26 protein-coding genes and 1 pseudogene are annotated in these 26576 nt (G+C 71.9%); 15 read left to right on the top strand and 12 right to left on the bottom strand.

From position 1 onward, the window contains the following. Positions 1–215 precede the first annotated feature (215 nt). Positions 216–2108 carry a BTAD domain-containing putative transcriptional regulator gene (locus OG440_RS16295; protein ID WP_406011373.1) on the top strand — a complete coding sequence of 631 codons (1893 nt, stop codon included), beginning with the start codon at positions 216–218 and terminating at the stop codon, positions 2106–2108. Here OG440_RS16295 and OG440_RS16290 read toward each other — a convergent pair. Together OG440_RS16290 and OG440_RS16285 are read right to left on the bottom strand one after the other, a co-directional pair. Continuing rightward, positions 2090–3883, bottom strand: a complete 1794-nt coding sequence (locus OG440_RS16290) for a bifunctional 3'-5' exonuclease/DNA polymerase (RefSeq protein ID WP_406007544.1) — start codon at positions 3881–3883, stop codon at positions 2090–2092. The genes OG440_RS16295 and OG440_RS16290 overlap by 19 nt on opposite strands. Positions 3884–3938: 55 nt before the next feature. Then, complete coding sequence (locus tag OG440_RS16285; protein WP_406007543.1) at positions 3939–4688, bottom strand: Clp protease N-terminal domain-containing protein; 750 nt, start codon at positions 4686–4688, stop codon at positions 3939–3941. A 91-nt stretch (positions 4689–4779) separates the two neighbouring features. Here OG440_RS16285 and OG440_RS16280 point away from each other — a divergent pair, with 91 nt between their 5' ends. Beyond that, positions 4780–6030 carry a DUF2786 domain-containing protein gene (locus OG440_RS16280; RefSeq protein ID WP_406007542.1) on the top strand — a complete coding sequence of 417 codons (1251 nt, stop codon included), beginning with the start codon at positions 4780–4782 and terminating at the stop codon, positions 6028–6030. Positions 6031–6150: 120 nt separating this feature from the next. Here the strand turns inward: OG440_RS16280 and OG440_RS16275 are convergent, their stop codons facing one another. The 4 genes from OG440_RS16275 to rpmB form a co-directional block, all read right to left on the bottom strand. Further along, positions 6151–6696 carry a DUF4232 domain-containing protein gene (locus OG440_RS16275; protein WP_406007541.1) on the bottom strand — a complete coding sequence of 182 codons (546 nt, stop codon included), beginning with the start codon at positions 6694–6696 and terminating at the stop codon, positions 6151–6153. 155 nt (positions 6697–6851) lie between these two features. Next, the gene (locus OG440_RS16270) at positions 6852–7379 is read right to left on the bottom strand and encodes a hypothetical protein (protein WP_406007540.1); all 528 of its coding nucleotides are present in this window, start codon (positions 7377–7379) and stop codon (positions 6852–6854) included. 174 nt (positions 7380–7553) lie between these two features. Continuing rightward, positions 7554–7859: a 30S ribosomal protein S14 gene (gene rpsN, locus OG440_RS16265; protein ID WP_406007539.1), complete on the bottom strand. Its 306-nt coding sequence runs from the start codon at positions 7857–7859 to the stop codon at positions 7554–7556. Beyond that, on the bottom strand, positions 7859–8095 hold the full coding sequence (rpmB, locus tag OG440_RS16260) for a 50S ribosomal protein L28 (RefSeq protein ID WP_142265528.1): 237 nt from the start codon (positions 8093–8095) through the stop codon (positions 7859–7861). Before rpmB ends, rpsN begins: the two co-directional genes overlap by 1 nt. 74 nt (positions 8096–8169) lie before the next feature. On the opposite strand from rpmB, the gene rpmG reads away from it, so the two are divergent. The 5 genes and pseudogenes from rpmG to OG440_RS16235 all read left to right on the top strand — a co-directional run bounded on the left by rpmG (position 8170) and on the right by OG440_RS16235 (position 11179). Continuing rightward, entirely contained in the window at positions 8170–8334 is a 165-nt protein-coding gene (gene rpmG, locus OG440_RS16255; protein WP_062651223.1) for a 50S ribosomal protein L33, read from the top strand. A 9-nt stretch (positions 8335–8343) separates the two neighbouring features. Next, positions 8344–8607 carry a type B 50S ribosomal protein L31 gene (locus OG440_RS16250; RefSeq protein ID WP_406007538.1) on the top strand — a complete coding sequence of 88 codons (264 nt, stop codon included), beginning with the start codon at positions 8344–8346 and terminating at the stop codon, positions 8605–8607. Then, on the top strand, positions 8604–9752 hold the full coding sequence (locus OG440_RS16245; RefSeq protein WP_406007537.1) for a CobW family GTP-binding protein: 1149 nt from the start codon (positions 8604–8606) through the stop codon (positions 9750–9752). The genes OG440_RS16250 and OG440_RS16245 overlap by 4 nt, the downstream gene beginning before the upstream one ends. A gap of 3 nt (positions 9753–9755) precedes the next feature. After that, a pseudogene (rpsR, locus tag OG440_RS16240) lies at positions 9756–9991 on the top strand (30S ribosomal protein S18). A gap of 969 nt (positions 9992–10960) precedes the next feature. Continuing rightward, positions 10961–11179: a DUF397 domain-containing protein gene (locus OG440_RS16235; RefSeq protein ID WP_052183895.1), complete on the top strand. Its 219-nt coding sequence runs from the start codon at positions 10961–10963 to the stop codon at positions 11177–11179. A gap of 174 nt (positions 11180–11353) precedes the next feature. On the opposite strand, the gene OG440_RS16230 is transcribed toward OG440_RS16235, so the two are convergent. Further along, positions 11354–11839 carry an ATP-binding protein gene (locus OG440_RS16230; protein WP_406007536.1) on the bottom strand — a complete coding sequence of 162 codons (486 nt, stop codon included), beginning with the start codon at positions 11837–11839 and terminating at the stop codon, positions 11354–11356. 374 nt (positions 11840–12213) lie between these two features. On the opposite strand from OG440_RS16230, the gene OG440_RS16225 reads away from it, so the two are divergent. The 5 genes from OG440_RS16225 (at position 12214) to OG440_RS16205 (ending at position 17199) form a co-directional block, all read left to right on the top strand. After that, a complete protein-coding gene (locus OG440_RS16225) occupies positions 12214–13038 on the top strand; it encodes a helix-turn-helix domain-containing protein (RefSeq protein WP_406011372.1) in 825 nt (274 codons plus the stop codon). Positions 13039–13172: 134 nt separating this feature from the next. Next, positions 13173–14633 carry an aldehyde dehydrogenase family protein gene (locus OG440_RS16220; protein WP_406007535.1) on the top strand — a complete coding sequence of 487 codons (1461 nt, stop codon included), beginning with the start codon at positions 13173–13175 and terminating at the stop codon, positions 14631–14633. A 98-nt stretch (positions 14634–14731) separates the two neighbouring features. Further along, positions 14732–15373, top strand: a complete 642-nt coding sequence (locus OG440_RS16215) for a PadR family transcriptional regulator (RefSeq protein ID WP_406007534.1) — start codon at positions 14732–14734, stop codon at positions 15371–15373. Positions 15374–15469: 96 nt separating this feature from the next. Continuing rightward, positions 15470–16441, top strand: coding sequence for an ATP-binding cassette domain-containing protein (locus tag OG440_RS16210; protein WP_406007533.1), 972 nt, complete (start codon positions 15470–15472; stop codon positions 16439–16441). Further along, on the top strand, positions 16438–17199 hold the full coding sequence (locus OG440_RS16205) for an ABC transporter permease (RefSeq protein ID WP_406007532.1): 762 nt from the start codon (positions 16438–16440) through the stop codon (positions 17197–17199). Before OG440_RS16210 ends, OG440_RS16205 begins: the two co-directional genes overlap by 4 nt. 75 nt (positions 17200–17274) lie before the next feature. Here OG440_RS16205 and OG440_RS16200 read toward each other — a convergent pair whose 3' ends face one another. Next, complete coding sequence (locus OG440_RS16200; protein ID WP_406007531.1) at positions 17275–18681, bottom strand: glutamate decarboxylase; 1407 nt, start codon at positions 18679–18681, stop codon at positions 17275–17277. A gap of 29 nt (positions 18682–18710) precedes the next feature. Beyond that, positions 18711–19994 (bottom strand): ion channel protein, encoded by a 1284-nt coding sequence (locus OG440_RS16195; protein WP_406007530.1) that lies wholly within the window; start codon positions 19992–19994, stop codon positions 18711–18713. A 126-nt stretch (positions 19995–20120) separates the two neighbouring features. On the opposite strand from OG440_RS16195, the gene OG440_RS16190 reads away from it, so the two are divergent. Next, positions 20121–20882 carry a MerR family transcriptional regulator gene (locus tag OG440_RS16190; protein WP_406007529.1) on the top strand — a complete coding sequence of 254 codons (762 nt, stop codon included), beginning with the start codon at positions 20121–20123 and terminating at the stop codon, positions 20880–20882. Between the two features lie 26 nt (positions 20883–20908). On the opposite strand, the gene OG440_RS16185 is transcribed toward OG440_RS16190, so the two are convergent. Further along, on the bottom strand, positions 20909–21274 hold the full coding sequence (locus tag OG440_RS16185; protein ID WP_406007528.1) for a YbjQ family protein: 366 nt from the start codon (positions 21272–21274) through the stop codon (positions 20909–20911). A gap of 141 nt (positions 21275–21415) precedes the next feature. On the opposite strand from OG440_RS16185, the gene OG440_RS16180 reads away from it, so the two are divergent. After that, positions 21416–22444 carry a DedA family protein gene (locus OG440_RS16180; RefSeq protein ID WP_406007527.1) on the top strand — a complete coding sequence of 343 codons (1029 nt, stop codon included), beginning with the start codon at positions 21416–21418 and terminating at the stop codon, positions 22442–22444. A 19-nt stretch (positions 22445–22463) separates the two neighbouring features. On the opposite strand, the gene OG440_RS16175 is transcribed toward OG440_RS16180, so the two are convergent. Continuing rightward, entirely contained in the window at positions 22464–24125 is a 1662-nt protein-coding gene (locus tag OG440_RS16175; RefSeq protein ID WP_406007526.1) for a threonine/serine exporter ThrE family protein, read from the bottom strand. Between the two features lie 114 nt (positions 24126–24239). Then, the gene (locus OG440_RS16170) at positions 24240–24731 is read right to left on the bottom strand and encodes an inorganic diphosphatase (protein ID WP_398328463.1); all 492 of its coding nucleotides are present in this window, start codon (positions 24729–24731) and stop codon (positions 24240–24242) included. A 223-nt stretch (positions 24732–24954) separates the two neighbouring features. On the opposite strand from OG440_RS16170, the gene dacB reads away from it, so the two are divergent. Further along, entirely contained in the window at positions 24955–26472 is a 1518-nt protein-coding gene (dacB, locus tag OG440_RS16165) for a D-alanyl-D-alanine carboxypeptidase/D-alanyl-D-alanine-endopeptidase (protein ID WP_406007525.1), read from the top strand. Positions 26473–26576: the final 104 nt, after the last annotated feature.

The following is a 26576-nucleotide window of genomic DNA, read 5'->3' as shown; positions in this document are numbered from 1 at the left end:
CTGGTCACCGTCACCGATCGCCGTCGTCGGGCACTGTTACCGGCCACTGTCGCCGGGCATGTCACTGGCCCTTGGTGCCCCCGTCGCCTGACGGGGTACGCGCCACCGAGCGCAGGCGTCGAGTCCGCAGAGCGACGCGGCGACGCGAATCGGTGGGGCAACTCGGGTACATACCCCCGGTACGGACCGGGCGTGGAAGGGCGACGGGCGGCGTGATGCGGCGGGACGGGCTGCGGTTCGGACTGCTGGGCCCGCCGGTCCTGTACCCGGCCCACGCCTCCGACGCCGAGTGCGAGGCAGGCGTCCCTTCCCACGACACCGTCCGCAGCCCGAAGGTACGTGCTCTGCTGGCATCCCTGCTGCTCGACGCGGGCCGGATCGTTCCCGTCGATTCGCTCAGGGAGGCGCTGTGGGGCGGCGCGCCGCCGGCGTCCGCGCAGGCCTCGCTGCACAACCATGTGACCCGGCTGCGTCGGCTGCTCGACGACCCGGAGCGACTGCGTGCGGTGCCGCCCGGCTACCGGCTCCGGGTCGAGCACGGTGAACTCGACGTCCACGTCTTCGAGCGGCACGTCGCCGCGGCACGCGGAGCGCACGCCGCCCGGAACTGGGAACGCGTCGCGCGCGAATGCGCGGCGGCTCTCGTGCTGTGGCGAGGTACCCCACTGAGCGGACTCCCGGCCGACCTGGGCGGCTACGCGTTCGTGCGACGTCTGCGGGAGGCCCGGCTGCTCCTGCTGGAGTGGCGCTACGACGCCGAACTCGCCCTCGAAGCAACGCGGTTCGATCAGCTCGTCCCGGAGCTGACGGCCCTGGCCGCCGAACATCCCCTGCGCGAGGCCTACCACCGCCAGCTGATGCTCGCCCTGCACCGCACCGGCCGCCAGGCCGAAGCACTCGCCGTCCATCGCGACCTGCGCGCCCGCCTCGTCGGTGAACTCGGCATCGAGCCGGGCCCGGCGATACGCGACGCCCACGTGGAGGTACTGACCCCGACGACCGGCCATCGCCCGACTTCGACTTCGACTTCGACCGCCGCGCCCAAGCCCGCGCCCGCCCCCGCCCAACCCCGCATCCGGCCCGCACAACTCCCCCCACCCCCGGCCCACTTCACCGGTCGCGTCGAGACCCTGCGCCGCCTCCATCGCAGCCTTGCGGGTGCCGGCCCGGTCGTCGTGCTCAGCGGTATGGCCGGCGTAGGCAAGAGCGCGCTCGCGCTGCACGTCGCGCACGCGGTGAAGGAACGTTTCTCCAGTGGGCAGATCCACCTTCACCTGCACAGCTCCACCCCCGGCACGGCCCCGCTCACCGCACCCGAGGCGCTGACCGCCCTGCTGCGCGACCTGGGTGCCGACCCCCGGCACATCCCCGAACACCCGGACGCGGCGTCCGCGTTGCTGAGGACCCTGCTCGCTCCGACCCGCACTCTCGTGGTGCTGGACGACGTCGCTACGGCCTCGCAGGTCCGCCCACTGCTGCCGGCCGGACCCGGCTGCGCGGTGATCGTCACCAGCCGTTCCCCGCTGACCGCGCTCGACGGCGCGCACCGCTTTCCGCTCCGACCGCTGTCGGACGAGGACAGCGCGGCCCTGCTGCGCGCGGCCTCCGGTACCGGCGAGGGGCGTGCCGGTCTCGACGCGGCCCACCCCCTCGTCGGCCTCACGGGCCGTCTCCCGCTGGCGCTGCGCGTGGTCGCCGCCCGACTCGCCGCGCGCGGCGCGCTCACCCCGGACGGGCTGGCCGGCCAACTGGCGGATGCCGAAAGCAGGTTGCCCCATCTGGAGTACGACGATCTCAGCGTCCGCCGCTCCCTCGCCGTCGCCCACGACGCACTCGGCGCCTCCGCCCGCCAGGCCGACCGGGACGCGGCCCTCGCCCTGTGCCGCATCGGCGCGCTGGACCTGCCCGCGTACAGCGCTCCCCTCGTGGCCCGACTCACCGGCATCGGCGAACCCCGTGCCGAGGCAGCCCTGGCCCGACTCGTCGACGTGGCGCTCCTCGATGAGCACACCTACGGCCACTACACCCCGCACGACCTGGTCCGGGACTTCGCCCGTGAGCTCGCGCAGGCCGAGCGGGCCGGACCTGATCACTTCGCGTCGGCATAGCACTCCACCACCGCCGTGGTGAACGGGAACCGCACCGGTGTCTCCCCGAACGTCAGCCGCCCGGCCAGGTCGGACGCCTCCCGGATCGCGGCGACGACGGTCTCGGCCTCCTCCTGCGGACAGTGCACGATCACCTCGTCGTGCTGGAAGAAGACCAGCTCGGCCGCCATCCCCGCGCAGCTGCGCCGGAGCGCGGCGAGCAGGAGCAGCGCCCAGTCGGCGGCGCTGCCCTGGACGACGAAGTTGCGGGCGAACCGGCCACGCGCGCGTGCGTTGGTCGAGGCGTACCCCGGCACCCACTGCCGGTCACCGGAGGTGTCGTCCCCTCCACCGGGACCGCCGAGACCACCGGGACCACCGGCTCTGTCGAGGCCACCGAGGCCACCCGTACCGCCCAGACCGGCCGTACCGCCCAGGCCGCCGGAGTCCATGGGGATGCCGGCCTCCTCCGTACCCTCGTCGCCCGCCCCCGTTGCCGGAGGGCAGGTCCGGCCGAGCCAGGTCCGCACGAGCCGGCCCTCCTCGCCGGCCCGGGCCGCCTCGTCGACGTACGCCACCGCGCGCGGGAAGCGGCGGCGCAGGGCGGCGAGGTTCTTCAGGCCGTCACCGGAGGTCTGGCCGTAGACCGCGCCGAGAACGGCGAGTTTCGCCTGGTCGCGGTCGCCGGAGAAGGCGCGGTCGGAGACGGACTGGTAGAGGTCGGTCTCCCGGCCGGCGACCTCCATCAGCCCGGGATCACGGGAGATCGCCGCCAGCACGCGCGGCTCCATCTGGTCGGCGTCGGCGACGACGAGCCGCCAGCCGGGGTCGGCGACCACGGCCCGCCGGATGACCTTGGGGATCTGGAGGGCGCCCCCGCCGTTGGTCACCCAGCGTCCGGTGACCGTGCCGTGCGCGAGGAACTCCGGCCGGAACCGCCCGTCCCGCACCCAGTCCTGGAGCCAGGACCACCCGTGGGCCACCCAGACGCGGTACAGCTTCTTGTACTCGATCAGCGGCTTCACGGCAGGGTGGTCGAGGGACTCGATCTCCCAGCGCCGGGTGGACTTGATCCGGATGCCGGCCTGCGCGAAGGCCTTGACCACGTCGGCGGGCAGGTCGGGGCGGACCCGGCGTCCGAAGGCCGCCGACACCTCGTCGGCCAGCTCGGCCAGCCGGCGGGGCTCGCCTCCGCCCGCGTACCGCTCGCCGAGCAGGTCGTGCAGGACCGCGCGGTGGACCTCCGCGCTCCACGGCAGCCCGGCCCGGTTCATCTCGGCGGCCACCAGCATTCCCGCCGACTCGGCCGCCGTCAGCAGCCGCATCCGCGCCGGGTGCTCGGCCCGCTCGTGCCGCCGCTGCTGCTCGGCGTAGACGGCGAGGAGGTCTTCGAGCGGCAGCCGGACGGCGGTGTCCTGCGCCTCGAACAGCGAGGACTGCGCGCCGGGCGCGGCGGAGCGCTGCGGCGGATCGGGCGGTACGGGGCCGCCCCGCAGCCGCGCCAGCGCGGCGGCCGCCGCGCGGGGTTCTCCGGAGCGCCCCTCGTGACCCAGGAGGAGGGTCTCGGCGTCCTCGACGTCGTAGCACCGCTCTACTCGCACCCCCGTGGCGAGCAGACGCGGATACACCTCGGCCGTGGAACGCCAGACCCACCGGGTGACGTCGGGCCGCTCGCGCACGGCCCGCGCCAGGTCCGGCTCCCGCAGCACCGGACCGGTGGGCAGCCCGCCGGGACCGAGGGGGGCGATTTCCACGCCACCGTCCTCGGCCGGAGCGAGCGCCCACCGGTCGGCCATGCTGCGAGTGTGGCAGGGGGGTCTGACAACGGCCCGACGGCTGTTCCCGGTCCCGCTACTCGCGGTCCGGCTGCTCCTGGTCCGGCTTCATCGAGATCGTGGCCAGGGCCTTCGCGACGTACCGTTCGGTGCCGGTCTTGTCGATGCCGAGGCCGGTGAGGACGCCCTCGCCGTTCTCGAACTCCAGCAGCGCCAGCAGGATGTGCTCGGTGCCGATGTAGTTGTGGCCGAGGCGGAGCGCCTCGCGGAAGGTGAGTTCCAGGACCTTCTTGGCGTCCGGGCCGTAGGGAACCAGCTCGGGCGGCTCCTCCACGGCCGGCGGGAGCGCGGCGGTCGCGGCGTCGCGGAGCGTGTCCGAGGAGACGCCCTGTTCGCCGATCGCCTTCACCGCGAGGCTGTCCGGCTCGGCCAGCAGGCCCAGGACGAGATGCGCGGGCAGCCCCTCGGCGTTGCCTGCGGTCTTGGAGGCGCCGTGGGCGGCCATGACCACGTTCCGCGCGCGGGGGGTGTAGCGGGCGAAGCCCTGGCTCGCGTCGAGGTCGGCCGACTCCTTGGGCACGAACCGCTTCTGGGCGGCCTGCCGGGTGACGCCCATGCTGCGGCCGATGTCGGTCCAGGAGGCGCCCGAGCGGCGGGCCTGGTCCACGAAGTGGCCGATGAGGTGGTCCGCCACGTCGCCCAGGTGGTCGGCGGCGATGACGGCGTCCTGGAGCTGGTCGAGCGGCTCGTTGTGGACCTTCTTGATGGCGTCGATGAGGTCGTCGAGACGGACGGACGACGTGGGGTCGGGTTGTGGAGACGTCATGTGTCAACCGTAGGTTGACAGTACGGGAGTGTCAACCCAAGGTTGTCACTCCTGTGGGTTTCGACGCCGCTCCCCGTGACACGATCGACCGGTGAGCAGCACCGACCACAGCAACCCGAACGGCGACGCGTCCGGTGGCCCGTCCGGCAACCCGAACGACGGTCCATCCGGCGACACGACCGGCGACACGTCCGGGAAATCGTCCGGCAGCGCGTCCGGCGAAGCGTCCGGCACCGTCGAACGGGCCTTCCGGGCCGCGCTCTACGACACCGCCGACGACGCCCTCGACACCGGCGCCTCGCTCCTCGCGGCCGACCCCGCCGCCGACGCCGAACTGGCCCGGCGCGGCGTGGAGTTCGCGGCCGGGGCCTGGCGGCGGGGCTGGCAGCCCGCCGACCTCGTACGCCTCGTACGGCGCGAGCTGGACGACGTTCACGTGGGCCTGGTGACCGAGCTGATCCGCACCCAGGCGCGGGACGACCGCGCGCGAGGGCGGCGCTGGGCGGCCCAGCTGGCGGAGCTGGCCGCCGACACCGCGCCCGCGCCCGCCACCGACCGTTTCTCGCGCGCCGGCACGGTCCTGGAGCTCTACCGCCTGCTGCTGCGCCTGCCCACCCTCGAACCCCTCCAGGAACCCGCACCGCACCGGCAGTCCGTGCCGGGCTCCTCCCGCATGCTCACCCGCATCCGCGCGCTGCTCGCCAAGGCGGAGGCGACCGGGTTTCCGCAGGAGGCGGAGGCGCTCACGGCGAAGGCACAGGAGCTGATGGCCCGGCACAGCGTCGACGAGGCGCTGCTCGACGCCCACGCGCCGGCCCCGGACGCGCCGGGCGCCTGCCGGATCGGCGTCGAGCCGCCGTACGAGCAGGCGAAGGCGGTGCTGCTGGACGCGGTCGCCGGCGCCAACCACTGCCGGGCGGTGTGGAACGAACCGTTCGCCTTCTCCACGGTCGTCGGCTTCGAGGCCGATCTGGAGGCGGTGGAGATGCTGTACACCTCGCTGCTGGTGCAGGCGCAGGCCGCGATGGCGAAGGCGGAGGCGGCCCAGCGGGCCGGCGGCCGCAAACGGACCAAGACCTTCCGGCAGTCCTTCCTCGCCGCCTACGCGCACCGCATAGGCACCCGCCTGGGCGAGGTCACCGCCGCCGCCGAGACCCAGGTGAGCGCGGAACTGCTGCCGGTGCTCGCCTCCCGCGAGGTCGCGGTCACCGCCGCGACGGACCGGATGTTCCCGCAGACGGTCTCCACCCGCCTGCGCGGGGTCACCGACGCGGCGGGCTGGACCGAGGGCGCCGAAGCGGCGGACCGGGCCCGGATGCGGTCCCGGCCCCGGCTGCCGTGACGTCCTCGGGAGCCGTGACGTCCTCGGCGACCGGGGCGTCCTCGGCCCCGGTGACGTCGCCGATCGCCGTGAGGTCCCCGGCCGCCGTGACACCCGCGGCGGCGGCCGGTTCCCGGTGGATCAGTCGCCCGCCTGCTGGAAGGCGCTCACCGTCGCGTCCGGCGTCTTTCCGTCCTTGAGGGCGACATCGCCGTACGACCAGGGGAAGCTCTGGTCGGCCGAGCCGCCCGGCAGGCCGTACTTCACCGTCTTGACGGCGAGGCTGCCGTCGCCGCCGTCCTCGCCGCGCACATAGGTGATCGTGAAGGTGGCGGTGCCCTGCGCCGGAAGGGTCAGCGCCTGTGCCTCCGCGGCGTCGTCCTCGGGTACGGACGCGGAGCCGCTGTCGGCGGTGAGATCGACGGCGGGGAAGCCGTCCAGGGTGCACTCGGCGCCCTTGTTGGTGAGCGTGACGGTGACGTTGCCGCTGTCACCGGCGGCGGGAGCGGCGTTGACGGGGCCGACGTCCTGGCCGAGGTCCTTGGCGGCGCAGGCGCTGCCGGCGGGACCGGTCGATTCGGCGGCCTTGCTCTCGTCGGTGCCGGAGCCGCTGTCGTCCCCGCCGCCGCAGGCGGTGAGGAGCAGGGCCGCGGCGAGAGCGGTGACGGTGAGGGGAACAGCGCGCATGAGTGATCCCTAGGGTGTTGTGATGGTGCTCGAAGGATCATCACGCACGCGTGCGTGCACGTGTCGCGCGCCCCCGCTCTCGACTCGCGAACTCTCCGAGCGGACCGCCGTGACCGGCCGCGACCACCCGAGCGGACCGCCGTGACCGGTCGCGACTACCCGAGGCCGGGCGTCGGCAGCCCCGACGGCCACTGGCCGCCCTCCGCCTTGGTGAACGTCTCCTTGCCGACCGCTCCCGACCAGGTGACCTTCAGGGACTTCGAGTCCGTGGAGTCGACCATGCCGGTCGTCCGGTCGGCCTTACCGCTGGTGCACTTGAGGTGGATCATCTGCATGCCCGCCTCCTCGCCGGCGGTGCCGCTGCACACGGTTCCGCCGGTCACGAAGAGGGCGGCCTGCTTCCCGGTGATGATCAGGGCGACGGCCTTGCCGTCCGTCGTGGCGAGCCAGCTGCCCTCCAGCTCGCCGGAGGCGGAGACGGAGGTCGAGGCGGACGCGGAGCCCGCACCGCTGGTGCCCCCGGCCGTCGCCGTCGTGGGCGTCGCCGAGGAGCCGTCGTCGGACCCCCCGTCGTCACTGCACCCGGTCAGTACGAGTACGCCCGCCAGCGAGGCGGCCACGGCAAGGGCCGTGGCCCGCACCGGCCGACGGGACGGGTCCCGCGAGATGATCGCCGAAGTCACTGCAAGCTCCCAAGCTGTAGCCGGGCCGGCCCGGTCGACCGCGCGAACCCGAGGCCGTACGGACCGAGCGTCTGGACGGGCCGTGCGTCCGCACAGCCATGAGGCCGTACGGGCCGGTAAGGACCGCAGCAAGCTACCAGCAAGCCCCGGCAGAACCATGGGGGTGGCCTGTGACTACCAGGACGACTTGCGGACCCCGGGCAGATGCCCCGCGTGGGCCTGTTCCCGCAGACCCACCCGTGACAGCCCGAACGTCCGGAAGTAGCCGCGCGGGCGCCCGTCCACCTGGTCCCGGTTGCGCACGCGCGTGGGGCTCGCGTCCCGCGGCTGGGCGCGCAACTCCCGCTGCGCCGCATCCCGTTCGGTCCCGGTCGACGACGGCCGCCGGATGGTCTCCTTCAGCTCGGCCCGCCGGGCCGCGTACCGCGCGACGACCGCCTGCCGCCTGCGGTTCTTCGCGATCTTGCTCTTCTTCGCCATCAGATCCGCACCCCCCGCGCGCGGATGCGCGCCACGGCCGCCTCCACGCCGATGGTGTCGACGGTCTTGATGCCCTTCGTGCTGAGCCGCAGCCGCACGTGGCGGCTCTCGCTCGGCAGCCAGTAGCGCCTGGACTGGATGTTCGGGTCGAAGCGGCGCGAAGTGCGCCGGTGGGAGTGGGAGATGCGGTTGCCGAAGCCCGGCTGGGCGCCGGTCAGCATGCAGTGCGCGGACACGGGTGACGTACCTCTCCTCGGTCGATCTCGGGGGTGATAGTGCTAATGGAATTCATTTTCAGTAAGATAGCAGCATGGCACGCAACGAACTCCGCCCGGTCATCAAGCTCCGGTCCACGGTGGGAACGGGCTACACCTACGTGACCCGGAAGAACCGCCGCAACGACCCCGACCGCATGACCCTGCGCAAGTACGACCCCGTCGTCGGCCGTCACGTCGACTTCCGAGAGGAGCGCTGAACACCCGCCATGCGCAAGGGAATCCACCCGGCCTACGGTCCTGTCGTCTTCCGTGACCGCGCCGCGAACCACGCCTTCCTCACCCGCTCGACGCTGACCGCCACGACCGGCGGGAAGACCGTCGAGTGGGAGGACGGCAACACCTACCCCGTCGTCGACGTCGAGACCTCGAACGTCAGCCACCCCTTCTACACAGGCACCGCCCGCGTCCTGGACACGGCCGGCCGGGTCGAGCGCTTCGAGCGCCGCTACGGGAAGCGGGGCGGGGAGTGAGCCTGTCGGTCGTGATCGTCGGCGGGCTGCACGCCGACGCCCGCCGGACCACGGTCGCGCGCCTGCTCGCCGACGTCCCGGGCAGCGTCGCCCTCCACCACGACCTCGCGACGGCCGCTTCGGGCACGGTCGTACGGACCGTCAGCGACGCCCGCGGCATCCTCTCCGCCGGCGAGACGCCCCTGGTCGACGACTGCGCCTGCTGCGCCCTGCGCGAGGACCTCGTCCCCGAGCTGCGCCGCATCGCCGACGACGGCACCACGCGTCTCGCGGTCGTCGAGCTGTGGGACTCCGTCGAGCCCAAGGCCATGGCCGAGGTGGTCGTGGCGGGCGGACTCACCGTCACCGGCGTGGTCACCGCCGTCGACCCGGCGCTGCTCCTGCCCTGCCTCGGCAACGGCGACGACCTCGCCGAGTGCGGCCTCGCCGCGGCCGCCACCGACCGGCGCACGGTCGCCGACACCTTCGCGCGCCAGCTGGAGTACGCCCCGGTACTGGCCGTCGTCGACTCGGAGGAGGCCGACGACGAGGACCGCGAGCTGCTGGCGCAACTGCACCCGACGGCCCGGCAGGTCCGGATCGGGCCCGCCGATCGCGCGGACGCACGGTCGGCGCTCGTCAGGGCGGTGCTGGCCGGCTTCGACGTCGAGTCGGCCGCCGCCGCCCAGCACCCGGCCTGCGCCCTGCTGCCCGCCGAGGCCGACGCGCACGGGGTGACCACCTTCGTCTGGCACCGGCGCCGCCCGTTCCACCCGGAACGCCTGTACGCGGCCCTGGAGGACCTCACCTGCGCCGCCGCCCGCAGTCGCGGCCGGTTCTGGCTCGCCGACAAGCCCGACGTCCTGCTCCACTGGGACGCGGCCGGCGGAGCGCTGTGCGTGGAGTCGGCCGGGCCGTGGCTGGCGTCCCTCCCCGACGCGGCCTGGGACCTGGTCCCGCCGGTGCGCCGTGCCGCCGCCGCGCTGGACTGGCACCCCGAGCACGGCGACTGCTGCCAGCACCTGGTCTTCACGTCCCCCGGCCTCGACCGTGACGGCCTCGCGCGCCTGCTGGAGTCCTGCCTGCTCACCGACGGCGAGTACGCCGCCGGCCGGGCCGCCTGGAAGCGGTTGCCGCCCGCCTTCGACACCCTTCTGGAGGTCTGACCCATGCCCCGCAGGACCGAGCACCGGCCCGTGAAGTCCCGCCCCAACCCACTCGACCAGGCCAAGGTCACGTAATCGACTACAAGGACACCGACCTCCTGCGGAAGTTCCTCTCCGACCGAGGCAGGATCCGCAGCCGACGCGTCACCCGCGTCTCCGCCCGGCAGCAACGCCAGTTGGCCCGAGCCGTCAAGAACGCCCGGGAGATGGCCCTGCTCCCCGGCACCACCACCCGCTGACCCGCTGACCCACGACCACCGTCACCCGCGCCGCCACCATCACCGGCGCGACCCGCATCACCCGCGCCGACGGCCGTCGTCCGCGCCGACCGTCGCCGCCCTTCCCGCATCTGTCCTGTACGCGTCGCCCCGTCCACTCGCTCCGCGGCCCGAAGCGGCTCCGGCCGTACGCGGTGGGCCCGTCATCGTCGTATCACCGGACCCCCATCCGTATGAGCGGATTCACCTCAGGCGTCTACTGGGCCTGGCCGTCCTGAGCGGCCCCAGGCCCGACAGCCGGCCGAGTCGTCGCTATTGCTTCGGGCCGCCCTCAACCCGCCCCCGCGACCGATCTCGCCGTCCTGCGCGGGGGCGGCGGCTCGTCTCCTTCGGGCGTCGTAGCCGGGCGGTCCCGGTCCGGGCCGAGGGGGAGGGGCCGCTCGCGCCGGGCCCGGACGGACAGGTGCCGGGGGGTTTCGGCGGCGGGCGGAAGCGGGCGGTGTCGCCCGGCCCGCCTCGCCGTCCGCCACGCTGCGCCACGGGCGCACGCCGGGTGAGGTCACATCCGGAGGGTCCTCCTCCCGTGCCGAGCGGATGCCGGGCATCCGCCGGAACCGCTTCCTTCGGGACGGCCGCGCCGCCACGGGCCGGGCCCCCGACATCCGATCCGTTCCCGTGCCGACGGAACAGGACGGCCCTGCCGCGCGTCTGTTCCTATGCGCAAGTGGTTCGATCCGGACGACTTTGCCGCAGGCCCGACCGTTGCCGCAGACCCTGACGTGCGGGGCGGGGCGTCGGGTAAAGCGGGCGTCAAAGCTGTAACCGCGCAGGCACCCCGCGTGCACGTGCATCTGCTCATGCGGCTGCATATGAACGGGGCTATGATCCGGAACAGTTGACCACGGCACCAATGGCCACACGAGCCAGTGCACCACCAGGGAGCGACCTGTGGACCACCACGTTGACGGGGGGCACGACGTGCACAACGGCATGACGGCCACACAGCTGTACGGGGTTGCCTGGCAGAAGAGCCGGCACAGCAACTCGCAGGGTTCCTGCGTCGAGTTCGCGCGACTGCCGGGCGGTGACGTGGCCGTGCGCAACTCGCGTTTCCCCGACGGTCCCGCACTCGTCTACACCCGCGCGGAGATCGAGGCGATGTTGCTCGGCATCAAGGACGGCGAGTTCGACCACCTGATCGCGAGCTGACGTCTCGCGACCTCGTTGCCCTGCTCGGCCTGTCCGGCCTGCTCGCCCTCGTCCCGGTTCTCCGGGTTTCCTGTTCCCGTCGGATTCCCTCAGCGCGCCCGCATTTCGGAACTATCGGGTGGAAACGGTGGGCAACGCGCGTAGAACCGCGGCGTCAGAGCGCGCCGCGGTGCGTCATTCGGCAGGCGTGTGCAGCCGGAAGAGACCCCAGACGACCTTGCCGCCCAGGCTGCCGGAGAGCGGGTGCCAGCCCCAGCCGTCGGCGAAGGAGTCGACCAGGAACAGGCCCCGGCCGGACTCCGCCGAGAAGTCCTCGCTCTCGCGGGGCAGCGGACTCTCCCGGCTGGGGTCGCGCACCGCGCACACGAGCCGCTCGGTCCAGCGCATCAGGTGCAGCCGCACGGGCGGATGCCGGTGGTCCGGCAGAGGCGGGACGTCGTCGGAGGACACCCCGTGTCTCAGTGCGTTGGTCACCAGCTCCGAGACGACCAGACAGATGTCGTCGAAACGGTCGCCGACGTCCCACTGGCCGAGGGTCCTCCTGGTGAACTGCCTTGCCTCGCGCACCGCTTCGAAGCGGGCGGGCAGAGCGCACGAGGCGGCGTTGGACACGGCCGCGGGATCAAGCGGCGGAAGGCCCTGCCGTAACGGCTCGAGCATGGTCGATCCATTCGTCCCCATGCGAGGCACTCCCGGGATTCGCGGTCGTTGCGATGCAGCGGTGGCGCGAGACCATGGTTTCCGATGCGCACTGCGGATGCAAGGGCAGATGCACGTGCACGTGACCGAAATGGACCCGCCCGTACCGCTTCTTGGCCATTTTTTCCGCCAACTTCTCGCCCATCAGGGTCACTTCTCTTGCTTTCCCCTCACTGTTCCCTCGCACCGCGCTGTACGTATCCTTTGTCTTCTTTCCATCTCTGTAATCGGACGAGTACTGCTCGAAGTGTTTTAGTGGCAGACTGCGGCCCCTAAGACGGTTGGGGAGGCTGGCGAACGTGAGCGCGGGAGAGCCCGGATCGGTGGTGCGGCGGATGCTGCTCGGTTCGCAACTACGTCGACTGCGTGAGGCACGCGGCATCACACGCGAGGCGGCGGGATACTCGATCAGGGCCTCGGAGTCGAAGATCAGCCGGATGGAGCTGGGCCGGGTGAGCTTCAAGACCCGGGACGTGGAAGACCTGCTGACGCTGTACGGCATCACGGACGACACCGAGCGCCAGGCGCTCGTCGGACTCGCCCGAGAGGCCAACGTCGCGGGATGGTGGCACAGTTACTCGGACGTCCTGCCCAACTGGTTCCCCACCTACGTCGGTCTGGAGGGCGCGGCCGCGCTGATCCGGGCGTACGAGGTCCAGTTCGTGCACGGCCTGCTCCAGACCGAGGCCTACGCCCACGCGGTCGTCAGCCGGGGCATGAAGGGCGCCGGCGCGGCCGACATCGACCGGCGGGTGGCGCTGCGGCTCGAGCGGCAGAAGTACCTCGTCGCCGAGAACGCCCCCGACTTCCACATCGTCCTCGACGAGGCGGCGCTGCGCCGGCCGTACGGCGACCGCGAGGTGATGCGCGGGCAGCTCCAGCACCTGATCGAGATCTCCGAGCGCCCCAACGTGCGTCTCCAGGTGATGCCGTTCAGCTTCGGCGGGCACTCCGGCGAGTCCGGTGCCTTCACCCTGCTGAGCTTCCCGGAGTCCGACCTCCAGGACGTCGTCTATCTGGAGCAGCTCACCAGCGCCCTGTACCTGGACAAACGGGAGGACGTCGCGCAGTACGAGCAGGCGCTGAAGGAGCTCCAGCAGGACAGCCCCGGACCGGACGAGAGCCGGGACATCCTGCGCGGGCTGATGCAGCTGTCCTAGCGGGCCGTCCCGGGATTCCCTCGGAGCCCTCTGGTAACGCCCCCAACTCCCTTGAAACACCCGTACGATGACGTGTGATCAGATCGTGATACCGATTGATCGCAGCCGATCGCAGCAGGGGATTGAGGGATCACATGTCGTCCTACTTCACCGACCTGGCCCAGCAGTACATCGACGGTAAGTGGCGTCCGGGGACCGGGTCCTGGGACATCATCGACTTCAATCCCTACGACGGCGAGAAGCTGGCCTCGATCACCATAGCCACCGTCGAAGAGGTCGACGACGCCTACCGCGCGGCCGCCCGCGTGCAGAAGCAGTGGGCCGCGACCAACGCCTACGCCCGCCGCTCGGTCTTCGAGAAGGTGCTGCGGCTGGTCGAGGAGCGCGAGGCGGAGATCAGCGAGATCCTCGTGGCCGAGGCCGGCGGCACCTTCGGCAAGGCCGCCTTCGAGCTGCACCTCGCCAAGGAGTTCCTGCGCGAGTCGATCCACCTGGCGCTGCGTCCCGAGGGCCGCATCCTGCCCTCGCCGATCGACGGCAAGGAGAACCGCGTCTACCGGGAGCCGGTCGGCGTCGTGGGCGTGATCAGCCCGTTCAACGTGCCCTTCCTGCTGTCGCTGAAGTCGGTCGCCCCCGCGCTGGCCCTCGGCAACGGCGTGGTGCTCAAGCCGCACCAGAACACCCCGATCGCCGGCGGCACCGTGATCGCCAAGCTCTTCGAGGACGCCGGCCTGCCCCCGGGGCTGCTGAACGTCGTCGTGACCGACATCGCCGAGATCGGTGACGCCTTCCTGGAGCACCCGATCCCGCGGGTCATCTCCTTCACCGGTTCCGACAAGGTGGGCCGTCACGTCGCCACCGTCGCCGCCTCGCACTTCAAGCGGTCCATCATCGAACTCGGCGGCAACAGCGCCTTCGTCGTCCTCGACGACGCCGACGTCGACTACGCGGTGGACGCGGCCGTCTTCAGCCGCTTCGTCCACCAGGGCCAGGTCTGCATGGCCGCCAACCGCATCCTGGTCGACCGTTCGCTCGCGGACGAGTTCACCGAGAAGTTCGTCGCCAAGGTGAAGACCCTCAAGGCCGGCGACCCGCGCGACCCGCAGACCGCCATCGGTCCGGTGATCAACTCCCAGCAGGCGGAGGCCGTGACCGGCGCCGTCGAGCAGGCGATCGCCGAGGGCGCGACCGCCCTGCTGCACGGCGCGACCACCGACAACCTCGTCGAGCCGTCCGTGCTGGCCGACCTCCCCGCCGGCTCCGCCCTGCTCCAGCAGGAGGTCTTCGGCCCGGTCGTCTTCATCAACACCTTCGACGGCGAGGAGGAGGCGCTCCGCATCGCCAACGACACGCCGTACGGCCTCAGCGGCGCCGTCCACACCGCGAACATCGAGCGGGGCGTCGCCTTCGCCAAGCAGATCGTCACCGGGATGTTCCACGTCAACGACGCCACCGTCCACGACGAGCCGATCGTCCCCTTCGGCGGCGAGAAGAACTCCGGCGTCGGCCGCCTCAACGGCGAGACGACCCTGGAGGCCTTCACCACCACGAAGTGGATCTCGGTCCAGCACGGCCGCAGCGGCTTCCCCTTCTGAGCCGGCCGGCGCCCTGAGGGGTGTCCCTTCCGCGTCACCGGCGGACATGTGCCCGGGCACCCGGCGGGCGCCTGTCCGCCACGCCATAACCTGGGCCCATGTCAGCGATCCGTCTTCTCGTGCTGGGCGCCGTGCGTCAGCACGGGCGGGCCCACGGCTACCAGGTGCGCGGCGACCTGGAGTACTGGGGCGCCCACGAGTGGTCCAACGCCAAGCCGGGCTCGATCTACCACGCCCTGAAGCAGATGGCGAAGCAGGGGCTGCTGCGCGAGCACGAGACGGCCCCCTCCACCGCGGGCGGTCCGCCGCGCACCGAGTACGAGATCACCGAGGCCGGTACCGAGGAGTACTTCAGGCTGCTGCGCGAGGCGCTGACCTCCTACGACCAGAAGACGGACGTGAAGTCGGCGGCCATCGGCTTCGTCGTCGACCTCCCGCGCGCGGAGGCCGTGGCGCTCCTCAGGGAGCGCGTCCACGGCATCGAGAAGTGGCGCTCCGCCGTCACCGAGCACTACGTCCCCGAGGACGGGCCGGAGCAGCTGGGCCACATCGGGGAGATCATGAACCTCTGGATCCACACGGCAGACGCCGAGGCCGGGTGGACGCGGGGCCTGATCGCGCGGATCGAGTCCGGCGCCTACACCTTCGCGGGGGAGGGCGAGCCGTTCGTCGGCGTCCTCGGGGAGGGCGAGGAGAACCCGTACGCGACGGACGAGCGCCATCCCGGGGATCGCCGCTAATCAAGTTTGACGAGTGAGGTCCGTGGAGATACTTTGCCTCGGTAGTCAAGTTTGACTAACAGGGGCCTACGGGATGGACAGGGGATGGGGAGTCGTATGACCGGCACGGCGATCACCGTCGAAGGCGTACGCAAGAGGTACGGCGACACACAGGCACTGGACGGGCTCGACCTCACGGTGGCCCGAGGCACCGTGCACGGGGTGCTCGGACCGAACGGCGCGGGCAAGACGACCCTGGTCAGGATCCTGTCCACGCTGCTGCGGCCGGATTCCGGACGCGTCGAGGTGGCCGGCCACGACGTCGTGCGCCGGGCCGGGGAGGTCCGCCTGCGCATCGGCCTGCTCGGCCAGCACGCCGCCCTCGACGAGGAACTGGGCGGCCGTCAGAACCTGGAGATGTTCGGGCGCCTCCACCACCTCGGCGCCCGCCACGCGCGCGTGCGCGCCGACGAGCTCCTGGAGCGCTTCGACCTCACCGCCACCGGCCGCAAGCCGGTCCGCGCCTACAGCGGAGGCATGCGCCGCCGGCTGGACCTGGCCGCCTCCCTCATCGGCAACCGGCACGGCACCGACCCGGAGGTGCTCTTCCTGGACGAGCCGACCACCGGCCTCGACCCACGCGGGCGCGCCGAGGTGTGGTCCGCGGTCCGCTCGCTGGTCGGCGGCGGGACGACGGTCGTGCTCACCACCCAGTACCTCGAGGAGGCCGACCAGCTCGCCGACCGGATCTCCGTCGTCGACCGGGGCCGGGTGATCGCCGACGGCACGGCGGACGAGCTGAAGGCGCTGACGGGCGGCGACCGCATCGACGTCGTCCTGCGCGACGCCGGCCACCTGGGCGCGGCCGTCGCACTGCTGCCCCTGCCCAAGGAGGACGTCACCGTCGACCCCGACCGCCGTCTGCTCAGCGCTCCGGTCACCGACCGCATGGCCGCCCTCTCCGCCGTCGTCCGCGCCCTGGAGGAGGCCGGCGTCGAGGCGGAGGACGTGGCGCTGCGCCGCCCCACCCTGGACGAGGTGTTCCTGCACCTGACCGGTCACGAGGATTGTACGAAGGAGACCGTGTGAACACGTACGCGCTGGCCGATTCCTGGACCATGACCCGCCGCGAACTCGCCCACTGGGCACGGCAGCCGGGCCGGCTCGTCGTCGGGCTGGTCTTCCCCGTGATGCTGCTGCTGATGTTCGGCTACCTGGTCGGCGGCGGTCGCGGGGTGAGCGGCGACTACCTCGACTACCTGATGCCCGGCATGCTCGCGCTCACCATGGCCTTCGGCCTGGAGGGCACGATGCTCGCCGTCACCCAGGACCTCGGCAAGGGCGTCATCGACCGGTTCCGCGCCATGCCGATGGCCGACGGCGCGGTCCTGGTGGGCCGTTCGGCGGCCGACATGCTCCAGTCGGCCGTGGGCCTGGCCGTGCTGATCGTCGTCGGCCTGGCGCTCGGCTGGCGCCCCCAGGGCGGGCCGGGAGCCTTCCTGGCCGCGGTGGGACTGCTCCTCCTCTTCCGCTTCGCGATGCTGTGGATCGGCATCCACCTGGCGCTGGTGGCCGGCCGACCCGAGATGGTGCAGGCCGTGCAGATCCTGGTCTGGCCGGTCGGCTTCCTCTCCAACGCCCTCGCCACCCCCGCCTCCATGCCCGGCTGGCTGGGCACGGCCGTCGAGTGGAACCCGATGTCCCGGACGGCGACCGCGGTACGCGACCTGTTCGGCGGCCTGGGCGCCGACCCGGCCCACACGTGGGCGGCGATCGCCTGGCCCCTGGCCCTGCTGGCGGTCTTCTTCCCCCTGGCGGTCCGGAAGTTCGCCCGCATGAGCCACTGACCCGCCGACCCGCCGACCCGAGGGCCTGCCGAGCCGAGGGCCGGACGAACAGCCGGGCGACCGACAGCCGGGCGACTAGTGGTGGAACCCGGTCGCCGCGCTCTTGTCCCGCGTCCGCGGTCCCGGCTGCCGACGAAGTTCCGGCAGCAGCCGGGACAGGTCCTCCACGAACAGGTCGGCGAGGTCCTCCGAGAAGCCGTTTCTGCACACGACCCGCAGGACGGACAGGTCCTCCCGGTTCGGCGGGAACGTGTACGCGGGCACCAGCCAGCCGCTCTCGCGCAGCCGCCGCGAGACGTCGAAGACGTCGTACGAGTCCACGCCCGGGGCGGTCGTGAAGGCGAACACCGGCAGCTCGTCGCCCCGGGTGAGGAGCCGGAAGTCGCCGAGCGCCTCCACCCGTTCGGCGATGCTCCGGGCCACGTCCCGCGTGGTCTGCTGCACCGCCCGGTAGCCCGCGCGGCCCAGTCGCAGCAGCGTGTAGTACTGCGCGACGACCTGGGCGCCCGGCCGGGAGAAGTTGAGGGCGAACGTCGGCATGTCGCCGCCCAGGTAGTTCACCCGGAAGACGAGCTCCTCCGGCAGGGCCTCCTTGTCGCGCCACAGCGCCCAGCCGACGCCCGGGTACACCAGCCCGTACTTGTGCCCGGAGGTGTTGATGGACGTCACGCGCGGGAGGCGGAAGTCCCACACCAGGTCCTCGTCGAGGAAGGGCGCGATCATGGCGCCGGACGCGCCGTCGACGTGCACCGGGATGTCGAGGCCGGTCCGCTCCTGAAGGGCGTCGAGGGCCGCGCACAGGTCGGCGATCGGCTCGTAGGACCCGTCGAAGGTGGAGCCGAGGATGCCGACGACCCCGATGGTGTTCTCGTCGCAGAGCTCGGCCGCGGCCTGCGGGTCGAGGTGGAAGCGGTCCCCCTCCATGGGGACCAGCCGGGCCTCCACCTCCCAGAAGTTGCAGAACTTGTCCCAGCAGACCTGGACGTTGACCCCCATCACCAGGTTCGGCCGGGCCCCCGGATAGCGGTCGCCGGCCCGCTGCGCCCAACGCCTTTTCAGCGCCATCCCGGCGAGCATGCACGCCTCGCTCGACCCGGTCGTCGAACAGCCCACGGCCTGCGACGGGTCCGGCGCGTTCCACAGGTCGGCGAGCATCGCCACGCAGCGCCGCTCCAGCTCGGCGGTGCGCGGGTACTCGTCCTTGTCGATCATGTTCTTGTCCCGGCACTCCGCCATCAGGACGCCGGCCTGCGGCTCCATCCAGGTGGTGACGAAGGTGGCCAGGTTGAGCCGGGAGTTGCCGTCCAGCATCAGCTCGTCGTGCACCAGCTGGTACGCCGCCGACGGTGGCGTCGGGCCGTCCGGCAGCCGGTGCTTGGGCGGCGCCTCGATCATGCCGCCGACCGGATTCGCCTCACCGTAGAAGGGGTTCACGGACAGGGGACGCCCGTCGGGGTTCTCGGGACCTTTGTGCAGCGGCATGGAGTGCCTCCTGAAGGATCGAACGGGTGTCAGCGGACCGCAGTTCCGTCCGCGTTCAACTGCATCTGCGGCCGCCCCGTCACCAGCAGCCAGGCCGGCAGCGAGGCGACGCAGAGCAGCGCGATGATCGAGGCCGACGCGACGAGGACGGCGGCGACGAAGAGACTCACCCAGCCCTGCCGGGTGATGGCGAGGAGTACGCCCAGCACCCCGGCCGCCACGCCCACCGACGGATGGACGCCCGGCACGAGCGCGTGCGCGGTGAGACCGAGGGCGGAGCCCACGAACACGGCGGGGAAGATCCGCCCGCCCCGGAAACCGCAGGACGCGGCGACGAGCAGCGCGCTCAGCTTCACCACCGTCATCGTGGCGAACTGCCCGGCCGACCAGCCGTCGGGATCGGCCGCGAGCTCCCCGACCTCGTCCAGCCCCTTGAAGAGCGTCAGATGCCCGCCCAGGGCCCCCAGCAGGCCCAGGACGAGGCCGCCGGCCGGCAGCGTCAGCATCGGGTGCCGCAGCCGCCCGAACGCGCCGTGGACGTAGGGGAAGGCGTAGACGGCGCACATGGCGAGCAGCGCGCCCACCACGGCGACCACGACAGCCGCCAGCAGATCGGCCCACCCGGGCGTCCCGAGCACCGGCAGATCGAGGTCGAAGGTCGGATGGGCCACCAGGGTGGTCGTCATCGCACCGGCCGAGGCGGCGACCAGCGGCGCGAAGACGTTGTCCCACAGCGGCCCCTCGGTGTGCCGCCCCGCCAGCGCCTCGGAGATCAGCAGCGCCGCCGCCACCGGCGTGCCGAACAGCGCGCCGATGGTCGCCGCCTCCGCGAGCACCACCCACGCCGCGCCCGGCGCCCGTGGCCGGATCCGGCGGCCCAGCCAGACGGCGAGCCCGACGTTCACGGCGATGATCGGGTTCTCCGGTCCCAGGCTCGGCCCGCCCGCCAGCATCAGCGCGGTCGCCACCAGCAGCCCCGGAAGGACCCCCGGCGGCAGCACGCTCGCGTCCAGCCCCATCGTCGCCGGGTCGGGACCGGCGTGCCCCGGCGCCTTCCACACCACCAGCCCCACCAGCACCCCGGTCGAGGTCAGCACGACGAGCATCCACAGCACCGAGTAGCGGCCCACGTCCAGGGCGTCCGGCAGGTCCCGCCACAGCACGTGTTCGAGCTGCTCGGACACCCCCTCCACCAGCAGGAGCAGCAGGCTCGCCAGCACGCCGACGGCGAGGGCGGGCAGGATCGACGGCAGCAGGGCGCGTGCCGGGGTCGCCGGAGCGTGGGGCGGCTGCTGCGCGGTGTCCTGGGCCACGGGCTCACGATAAGCGGGCAAAACGGACATGACATCCGGACGCGACCGTGCACGGGGGGATCGGCCTTGCACCTCACGTGACGTGAGGACGCACCGTGGAGCCGTACCGAGAAGGGAGCGGACGAAGTGAGCTACTCCGTAGGACAGGTCGCCGGATTCGCCGGTGTCACGGTGCGCACGCTGCACCACTACGACGACATCGGCCTGCTCGTCCCCGGCGGGCGCAGCCACGCGGGCCACCGGCGCTACGACGACGCCGACCTCGACCGGCTCCAGCAGATCCTGTTCTACCGCGAGCTCGGCTTCCCGCTCGAGGACGTCGCGGCCCTGCTCGACGATCCGGCGGCCGACCCGCGCGCGCACCTGCGCCGGCAGCACGAACTGCTGACCGCCCGGATCGAACGCCTGCAGAAGATGGCCGCGGCCGTGGAACACGCGATGGAGGCACGCGAGATGGGCATCAACCTCACGCCCGAGGAACGCTTCGAGGTCTTCGGCGACAAGGACCCGGAGCAGTACGCCGAAGAGGCGGAACAGCGCTGGGGCGGCACCGAGACGTACGCGGAGTCACAGCGCCGCGCCGCCCGCTACACCAAGGACGACTGGAAGCGCATGCGGGACGAGGTCGCCGACTGGGGCGCGCGCTACGACGGCCTCATGGCCGCCGGCGAGCCGCCCACCGGGGAGGCGGCGATGGACATGGCCGAGGAACACCGGCAGCACATCGGCCGGTGGTTCTACGACTGTTCGTACGACATGCACCGCGGTCTGGGGGAGATGTACGTCTCGGACGAGCGCTTCAAGGCGTTCTACGACGCGATGCGCCCGGGCCTCGCCGAGCACCTCAGGGAGGCGATCACGGCGAACGCGGCCCGGGGGACGGCGTAGGTCGGGGGAGGACGGCGGAGGGGCTACTACTCCCGGACGAGGACCACCGCGGTCCCGTACGCGCACACCTCGGTGCCCACCTCCGCCGCCTCCGACACGTCGAAGCGGAACATCAGCACGCCGTTGGCTCCACGCGCGCGTGCCTGATCGACGAGGCGTTCCATGGCCTGGTTGCGCGTCTCGACGAGGGTCTTCGTCAAGCCCTTGAGCTCACCGCCGATCATCGACTTGAGCCCCGCGCCGATCTGGCTGCCCAGGTGCCGTGAGCGCACGGTCAGCCCGAAGACCTCGCCGATGACCCGCTCCACACGGAACCCGGGGACGTCGTTCGTGGTGACGACCATGACGTCCGGCTCGGGGCCCTGCCCGCCGCCGTACTCTTCGATGCCCATGGCTCACAGCTTCGGCCCAGCGGGCCCACAGCGCATCCCGGAGGCGTCCTTGGAACCTGGGGCGGACACATTGCGTTGATAGCTTTGTGCGGCCGCACCATGGACGCCGTACCTTCCCCCACCCATCAGGAGCCCGGAACCGTGACGACGATCGCCCTCGGACCGAGCTGGCTGGACCCCAATTACCTGCTCGACAACTTCGGTCTCTGGGGCCTGTTGCTCATCGTCTTCGCGGAGTCCGGCCTGCTGATCGGGTTCTTCCTGCCCGGCGACTCCCTGCTGTTCACCGCCGGTCTGCTGATCACGTCGAACCAGCTGGACTTCCCGCTGTGGGGCGCGGTCGCGCTGATCTGCGCCGCCGCGATCCTGGGCGACCAGGCGGGGTACATGTTCGGCAACAAGGTCGGGCCGTCGCTCTTCAACCGACCGGACTCCCGGCTCTTCAAGCAGGAGAACGTCACCAAGGCGCACGAGTTCTTCGAGAAGTACGGCCCGAAGTCCCTGGTCCTGGCCCGCTTCGTGCCGATCGTGCGCACCTTCACGCCGATCATCGCCGGCGTCAGCGGCATGCGGTACCGCTCCTTCCTGGTCTTCAACGTCATCGGCGGCGTCCTGTGGGGCGCGGGTGTCACCCTGCTCGGCTCCTGGCTGGGCAACATCGACTTCGTCAAGAAGAACATCGAAGCGATCCTCATCCTGATCGTCCTCGTCTCGGTGGTCCCGATCGCCATCGAGTTCCTGCGGGCTCGCTCGAAGGCCAGGAAGAACCCGCAGCAGACCCCGTCGCAGGCCCCCGGGCAGCAGCACCAGCACCACCAGCAGCCCCCGGTCATGGACGACGCGACGACCCAGCTCCGCCGGATCGACCAGCACGACCAGCAGTACCCGTACGGCCAGGGCCGGCAGGGCCGGCACCAGGGCCAGGGCCAGCAGGGTCACGGTCGGCAGGGCCAGCCCCAGGGCCTGAACCAGGGTCAGGGCGAAGGCCAGGGCCAGGGTGAACAGCACGACTACTACGGTCAGCAGCCGTACCCCCAGCAGCAGCCGTACCCGCAGCAGCAGCAGTACCCCCAGGACTGGCAGCAGCCGCAGCCGCAGCAGCAGCCGCAGCAGCAGCCGTACGGCGCTCAGCAGAACGACCAGTACCCCTACGACAATCAGGGTTACTAGCAGCTCCCAGGCCCCCGCGTCAGAAGCCCCGGGTCCGCTTGGCGGCCCGGCGCTTCTCGGCGGAGCCGATCCGCAGGAACAGCCGTGAGACCTCGGACCCGAGGTTCACGCCGATCGCGATGGCCATCGCCAGCGCGGCGGCCTTGGTGATCGACACCAGTCCCGCGTCCACCTCGTTCTGCGCGATGGCCAGCAGCCCGAAGTAGGTCGCCGATCCCGGCAGCAGGGGCCCGATCGCGGCCGTCGTGTACGGCAGGGCGGAGGCGAACCGGTAGCGCGAGAGCAGCTGCCCGAACAGCCCCACCACGCCCGCCGCGACGGCCGTCGAGGCGACCGGCGAGATTTCCCCGGCGTAGTGCATCGCGCCGTACACCGACCACGCCACCCCGCCGTTCAGGGTGACGGCCAGGACGGTGGATCGTTCCTGCTGGAGCAGCACCGCGAACGTCAACGACAACAGCATCGACGCGCCGATCTGCCACAGCGGCCGCTTGGTGACGCCCAGCGCCGCGTCGGGATTGAGATGCGCGCCGAGCTGCACACCGACGTAGAGCATCACCAGCACACCCGCCACGATGCCCACGAAGAAGTACATGACCTCCAGCAGACGCGCGGCCGCGGTGATGTAGAAGCCGGTCAGACCGTCCTGGACGCCCGCCACCAGCGCCCGTCCGGGCAGCAGCGCGAACAGCCCACCGGTGATGACCGCGGACGCCTTCACGTCGACGTCCGCCAGCGTCAGCGCGATGCCTATCGCGGCCGGGGGCATCGCGGCGACCAGGAACTGGTAGAACTCCGGCAGCCCGCGCCCCGCGCAGAGCCACGCCAGCCGGTCGCCGAGCATCGCGCCGAGCGCCGCCGCGACGAACACGACGAGGTCACCGCCGACCAGCACCGAGGCCGCGCCCGCGAGCAGCCCGCTCGCCGAGGTCAGCACCCAGGTCGGATACGGATGCCGGTTGCGGCGCATCTCGGCGAGCCGCCGGTAGGCATCTTCCAGGGAGAGATGGCTCTCCGGATCGCTCAGGTCGTCCACGAGCCGGAAGACGGCGGCCAGGCGCGTGTAGTCGGTGCCCCGGCGGCGGACCGTCCGGGACGCCGTCACCGGATCCTCGACCAGGGACGGCTGGTACGAGATCGACAGCAGCGTGAAGGTGACGTTCGGTTCGCAGCGGTCGAGCCCGTAGGAGCGGCACACCGCGAACATCGCGGCCTCCACGTCCTCGGCGCCCTCCCCGCCCGCGAGCAGCAACTCGCCGATACGCAGCGTCAGGTCGAGGACGCGCGGGACGGCGGGGCCGCCCTCCTCCGCCTTCGGCCCCGGCTCCGGCGCGGGCCGGTCGGCCACCGGCATCCGCAGCATCGTGCGCATCCGGTCCTGCCACGGCAGGTCCTTGATCAGACTCACCACCGGCACGCCGTCGGCCGGTGTGAAGGCCGACGGGGCCTGCCGGGCGCTGTACGTGCTCGGCAGGCTGAAAGCCGATCCCTCGCCCTCCCCGGCGCCGGACTGGCCCACGTCCAGCCCGCTCGGGACGGCGAACTCCGACGTGGTCTCCGGCTCACCGCCGGTTCTGTGCACGGCCAGCCCCGCCGGGATCGCGAACTCGGACGTGATCTCGGGGTCGAAGCCACTCCTCGCCTCGTCCGACTGCGGTTTGCGGTCCTCCGCCTCCGACACTCAGCAACGCTCCCTGAACGACACCTTCCGTATGCCTCAGTATGCGCACAGACGCACGGGAGGGCCGCACGCGCCCGCGTGCGGCCCTCCCGGTGGCATCAGGCGACAAAGGCCTCAGTGGCCGCCCTCGTCCTTGAATCGCTTGTAGGACCGCTCGATCTCGGCCTCGGCCTCGGTACGACCCACCCAGTCGGCGCCCTCGACGGACTTGCCGGGCTCCAGGTCCTTGTAGACCTCGAAGAAGTGCTGGATCTCCAGGCGGTCGAACTCCGACACGTGGTGGATGTCCCGCAGGTGCTCCACGCGCGGGTCCGTCGACGGGACGCACAGCAGCTTGTCGTCGCCGCCGGCCTCGTCGGTCATCCGGAACATGCCGATCGCGCGGCAGCGGATCAGACAGCCCGGGAACGTCGGCTCGTCCAGGATGACCAGCGCGTCCAGCGGGTCACCGTCCTCGCCGAGGGTGTTCTCGACGAATCCGTAGTCGGTCGGGTAGGCGGTCGAGGTGAAGAGTCGACGGTCCAAGCGGATCCGACCGGTCTCGTGGTCCACCTCGTACTTGTTCCGCGAACCCTTCGGGATCTCGATCGTGACGTCGAACTCCACCGGTGGCTCCTCCATGATCAGCACATAGTTCTGGTGGTTAAGTGTCCCTCACGCTGGTGTGTGATCGCGAAAGGGGCTGGTGTTCGTGCCAGAGCTGAGGCCTTGGCGGGCCGCGAGACCGCACGTGGTGCGGGTCACGGACGCCGTACGACCGCGTCTGGCACGGGCCGCAGGGATCGTACGACCTCGTCTCGCACGGGTGACGGCGGCCGCGAAGCCGCAGATGGCACGGCTCACACAGGCGGCGAGGCCGCAGCTCGAGCGGATCACGAAGGCCGGTCCGAACGCCAGGTCGTGGCAGTACACCGCGGGTGCGGCGACCGCCGGGCTGGCGCTGGCCGCCGGTGTGGTGACCGCCGCCGGCCCCTGGGACTCCACCGGTCAGCGTACGGCGGAGCGGGACCGGGCCACCGCCCTGGAACGGGTGGGTGGCACAGATCACGGCCGCACGGACGATTCGTCCGATACCTCCGACACGGCGGCCGGAGCGCCGCGGCCCGCGCCGAGCGCCGCCTCCGTCCTCACGGGCCTCGGTGGCACCGCCAACGCCGTCAAGTCGGCCCCGGACGCCCTTCCGACCGGCACGGGCCTCGCGGGCGTCCTGGACCCCCTCCTGGGCGATCCGGCCCTCGGCGCCCGGCGGACGGCCGTGGTCGTCGACGTGGCCACCGGCAAGCGGCTGTACGGCTCCGGAGCCGACGAGGCGCTGACCCCGGCGTCCACCACGAAGATCGCCACCGCCGTCGCCGCGCTCTCCGCCATGGGCGGCGAGCACCGCCTGACCACCCGCGCCGCGCTGGAACCCGACACCAAGGAAGTCGTCCTCGTCGGCGGCGGCGACCCCACCCTCACGGCCCGCGCGGACGCCGACGGCTGGGCCGACCTGCGCACCCTCGCCGGATCCACGGCGGCCGCCCTGAAAAAGCGCGGCCTCACCCGGGTGACGCTCTCGTACGACACGACGCTCTTCGCCGGAACGCAGGTTCACCCCATCGGGGTCAACCCCAACCTCGCCCCGGTCACCGCCCTGTCCGCCGACGAGGGCCGTACCGACGACTCCACCAGTGGCCCGACGACCCGGGTGGGCGACCCGGCTGCCGACGCGACCGGCAAGTTCGCCGAGTTCCTGAAGGCCGCCGGCATCAAGGTCTCCGCCCCCGGGCCCTCCAAGGCCACCACGCGCGCGCAGACCCTCGCCACGGTCTCCTCGCCCCCGCTGTCCGTACTGGTCGAACGGATGCTGACCAACAGCGACAACGACATCGCCGAGGCGCTCGCCCGCCAGACCGCCGTCGCGACCGGTGTCCGCGCCGACTTCGCCGGCGCCGGCAAGGCCGTCCAGGCACAACTGAGGAAGCTCGGACTTCCGTTGACCGGGGTGCGGATCAAGGACGGCAGCGGTCTCGACCGCGAGGACCGGCTCACGGCGAACCTCCTGACCGCCCTCCTGGTCAAGGCCGGCGACGCCACCCGCCCCGGCCTGCGCCCCGTCCTCACCGGCCTCCCCGTCGCCGGCTTCACCGGCACCCTCACCAGCCGTTACGCCGACGGCGCGGCCGGCGTGGTCCGCGCCAAGACCGGCACCCTCACCGGCGTGAACACCCTCGCCGGCACGGTCGTCGACCAGGACGGCCGTTTGCTGGCGTTCGCTCTCCTGGCCGCCGGCACGACCGACCCGGCGGCGGCACAGGCGGCGCTGGACCGGGCGGCCACGGCGCTGGCGGGGTGCGGCTGTCACTGAGGGGCGCGGCCCCCGGCACCCCCGAGCCGCCCCCGCCTCCGACCCTGACATCTCCCTGACCGCTCTTCCGCGGCCTGCCCGCAACGGCGGCGCTCACGTACGGT

The organism is Streptomyces sp. NBC_00637 (assembly GCF_045161545.1).
Lineage (GTDB): Bacteria > Actinomycetota > Actinomycetes > Streptomycetales > Streptomycetaceae > Streptomyces.
Note: the sequence above shows the minus strand (reverse complement) of the source record. Positions and strands in the feature narration are given on the sequence as shown.

What these genes read in the sequence shown, in the direction of transcription:
- OG440_RS16185 (WP_406007528.1), bottom strand. Translation starts at nt 21,274, where the DNA reads ATGGGCATCGAAGAGTACGGCGGCGGGCAGGGCCCCGAGCCGGACGTC.
- OG440_RS16230 (WP_406007536.1), bottom strand. Translation starts at nt 11,839, where the DNA reads ATGCTCGAGCCGTTACGGCAGGGCCTTCCGCCGCTTGATCCCGCGGCC.
- OG440_RS16200 (WP_406007531.1), bottom strand. Translation starts at nt 18,681, where the DNA reads ATGCCGCTGCACAAAGGTCCCGAGAACCCCGACGGGCGTCCCCTGTCC.
- rpsN (WP_406007539.1), bottom strand. Translation starts at nt 7,859, where the DNA reads ATGGCGAAGAAGAGCAAGATCGCGAAGAACCGCAGGCGGCAGGCGGTC.
- OG440_RS16250 (WP_406007538.1), top strand. Translation starts at nt 8,344, where the DNA reads ATGCGCAAGGGAATCCACCCGGCCTACGGTCCTGTCGTCTTCCGTGAC.
- OG440_RS16220 (WP_406007535.1), top strand. Translation starts at nt 13,173, where the DNA reads ATGTCGTCCTACTTCACCGACCTGGCCCAGCAGTACATCGACGGTAAG.
- dacB (WP_406007525.1), top strand. Translation starts at nt 24,955, where the DNA reads ATGGCACGGCTCACACAGGCGGCGAGGCCGCAGCTCGAGCGGATCACG.
- OG440_RS16285 (WP_406007543.1), bottom strand. Translation starts at nt 4,688, where the DNA reads ATGACGTCTCCACAACCCGACCCCACGTCGTCCGTCCGTCTCGACGAC.
- OG440_RS16215 (WP_406007534.1), top strand. Translation starts at nt 14,732, where the DNA reads ATGTCAGCGATCCGTCTTCTCGTGCTGGGCGCCGTGCGTCAGCACGGG.
- OG440_RS16225 (WP_406011372.1), top strand. Translation starts at nt 12,214, where the DNA reads ATGCTGCTCGGTTCGCAACTACGTCGACTGCGTGAGGCACGCGGCATC.
- OG440_RS16235 (WP_052183895.1), top strand. Translation starts at nt 10,961, where the DNA reads ATGACGGCCACACAGCTGTACGGGGTTGCCTGGCAGAAGAGCCGGCAC.
- OG440_RS16275 (WP_406007541.1), bottom strand. Translation starts at nt 6,696, where the DNA reads ATGCGCGCTGTTCCCCTCACCGTCACCGCTCTCGCCGCGGCCCTGCTC.
- rpmG (WP_062651223.1), top strand. Translation starts at nt 8,170, where the DNA reads ATGGCACGCAACGAACTCCGCCCGGTCATCAAGCTCCGGTCCACGGTG.
- OG440_RS16210 (WP_406007533.1), top strand. Translation starts at nt 15,470, where the DNA reads ATGACCGGCACGGCGATCACCGTCGAAGGCGTACGCAAGAGGTACGGC.
- OG440_RS16290 (WP_406007544.1), bottom strand. Translation starts at nt 3,883, where the DNA reads ATGGCCGACCGGTGGGCGCTCGCTCCGGCCGAGGACGGTGGCGTGGAA.
- OG440_RS16295 (WP_406011373.1), top strand. Translation starts at nt 216, where the DNA reads ATGCGGCGGGACGGGCTGCGGTTCGGACTGCTGGGCCCGCCGGTCCTG.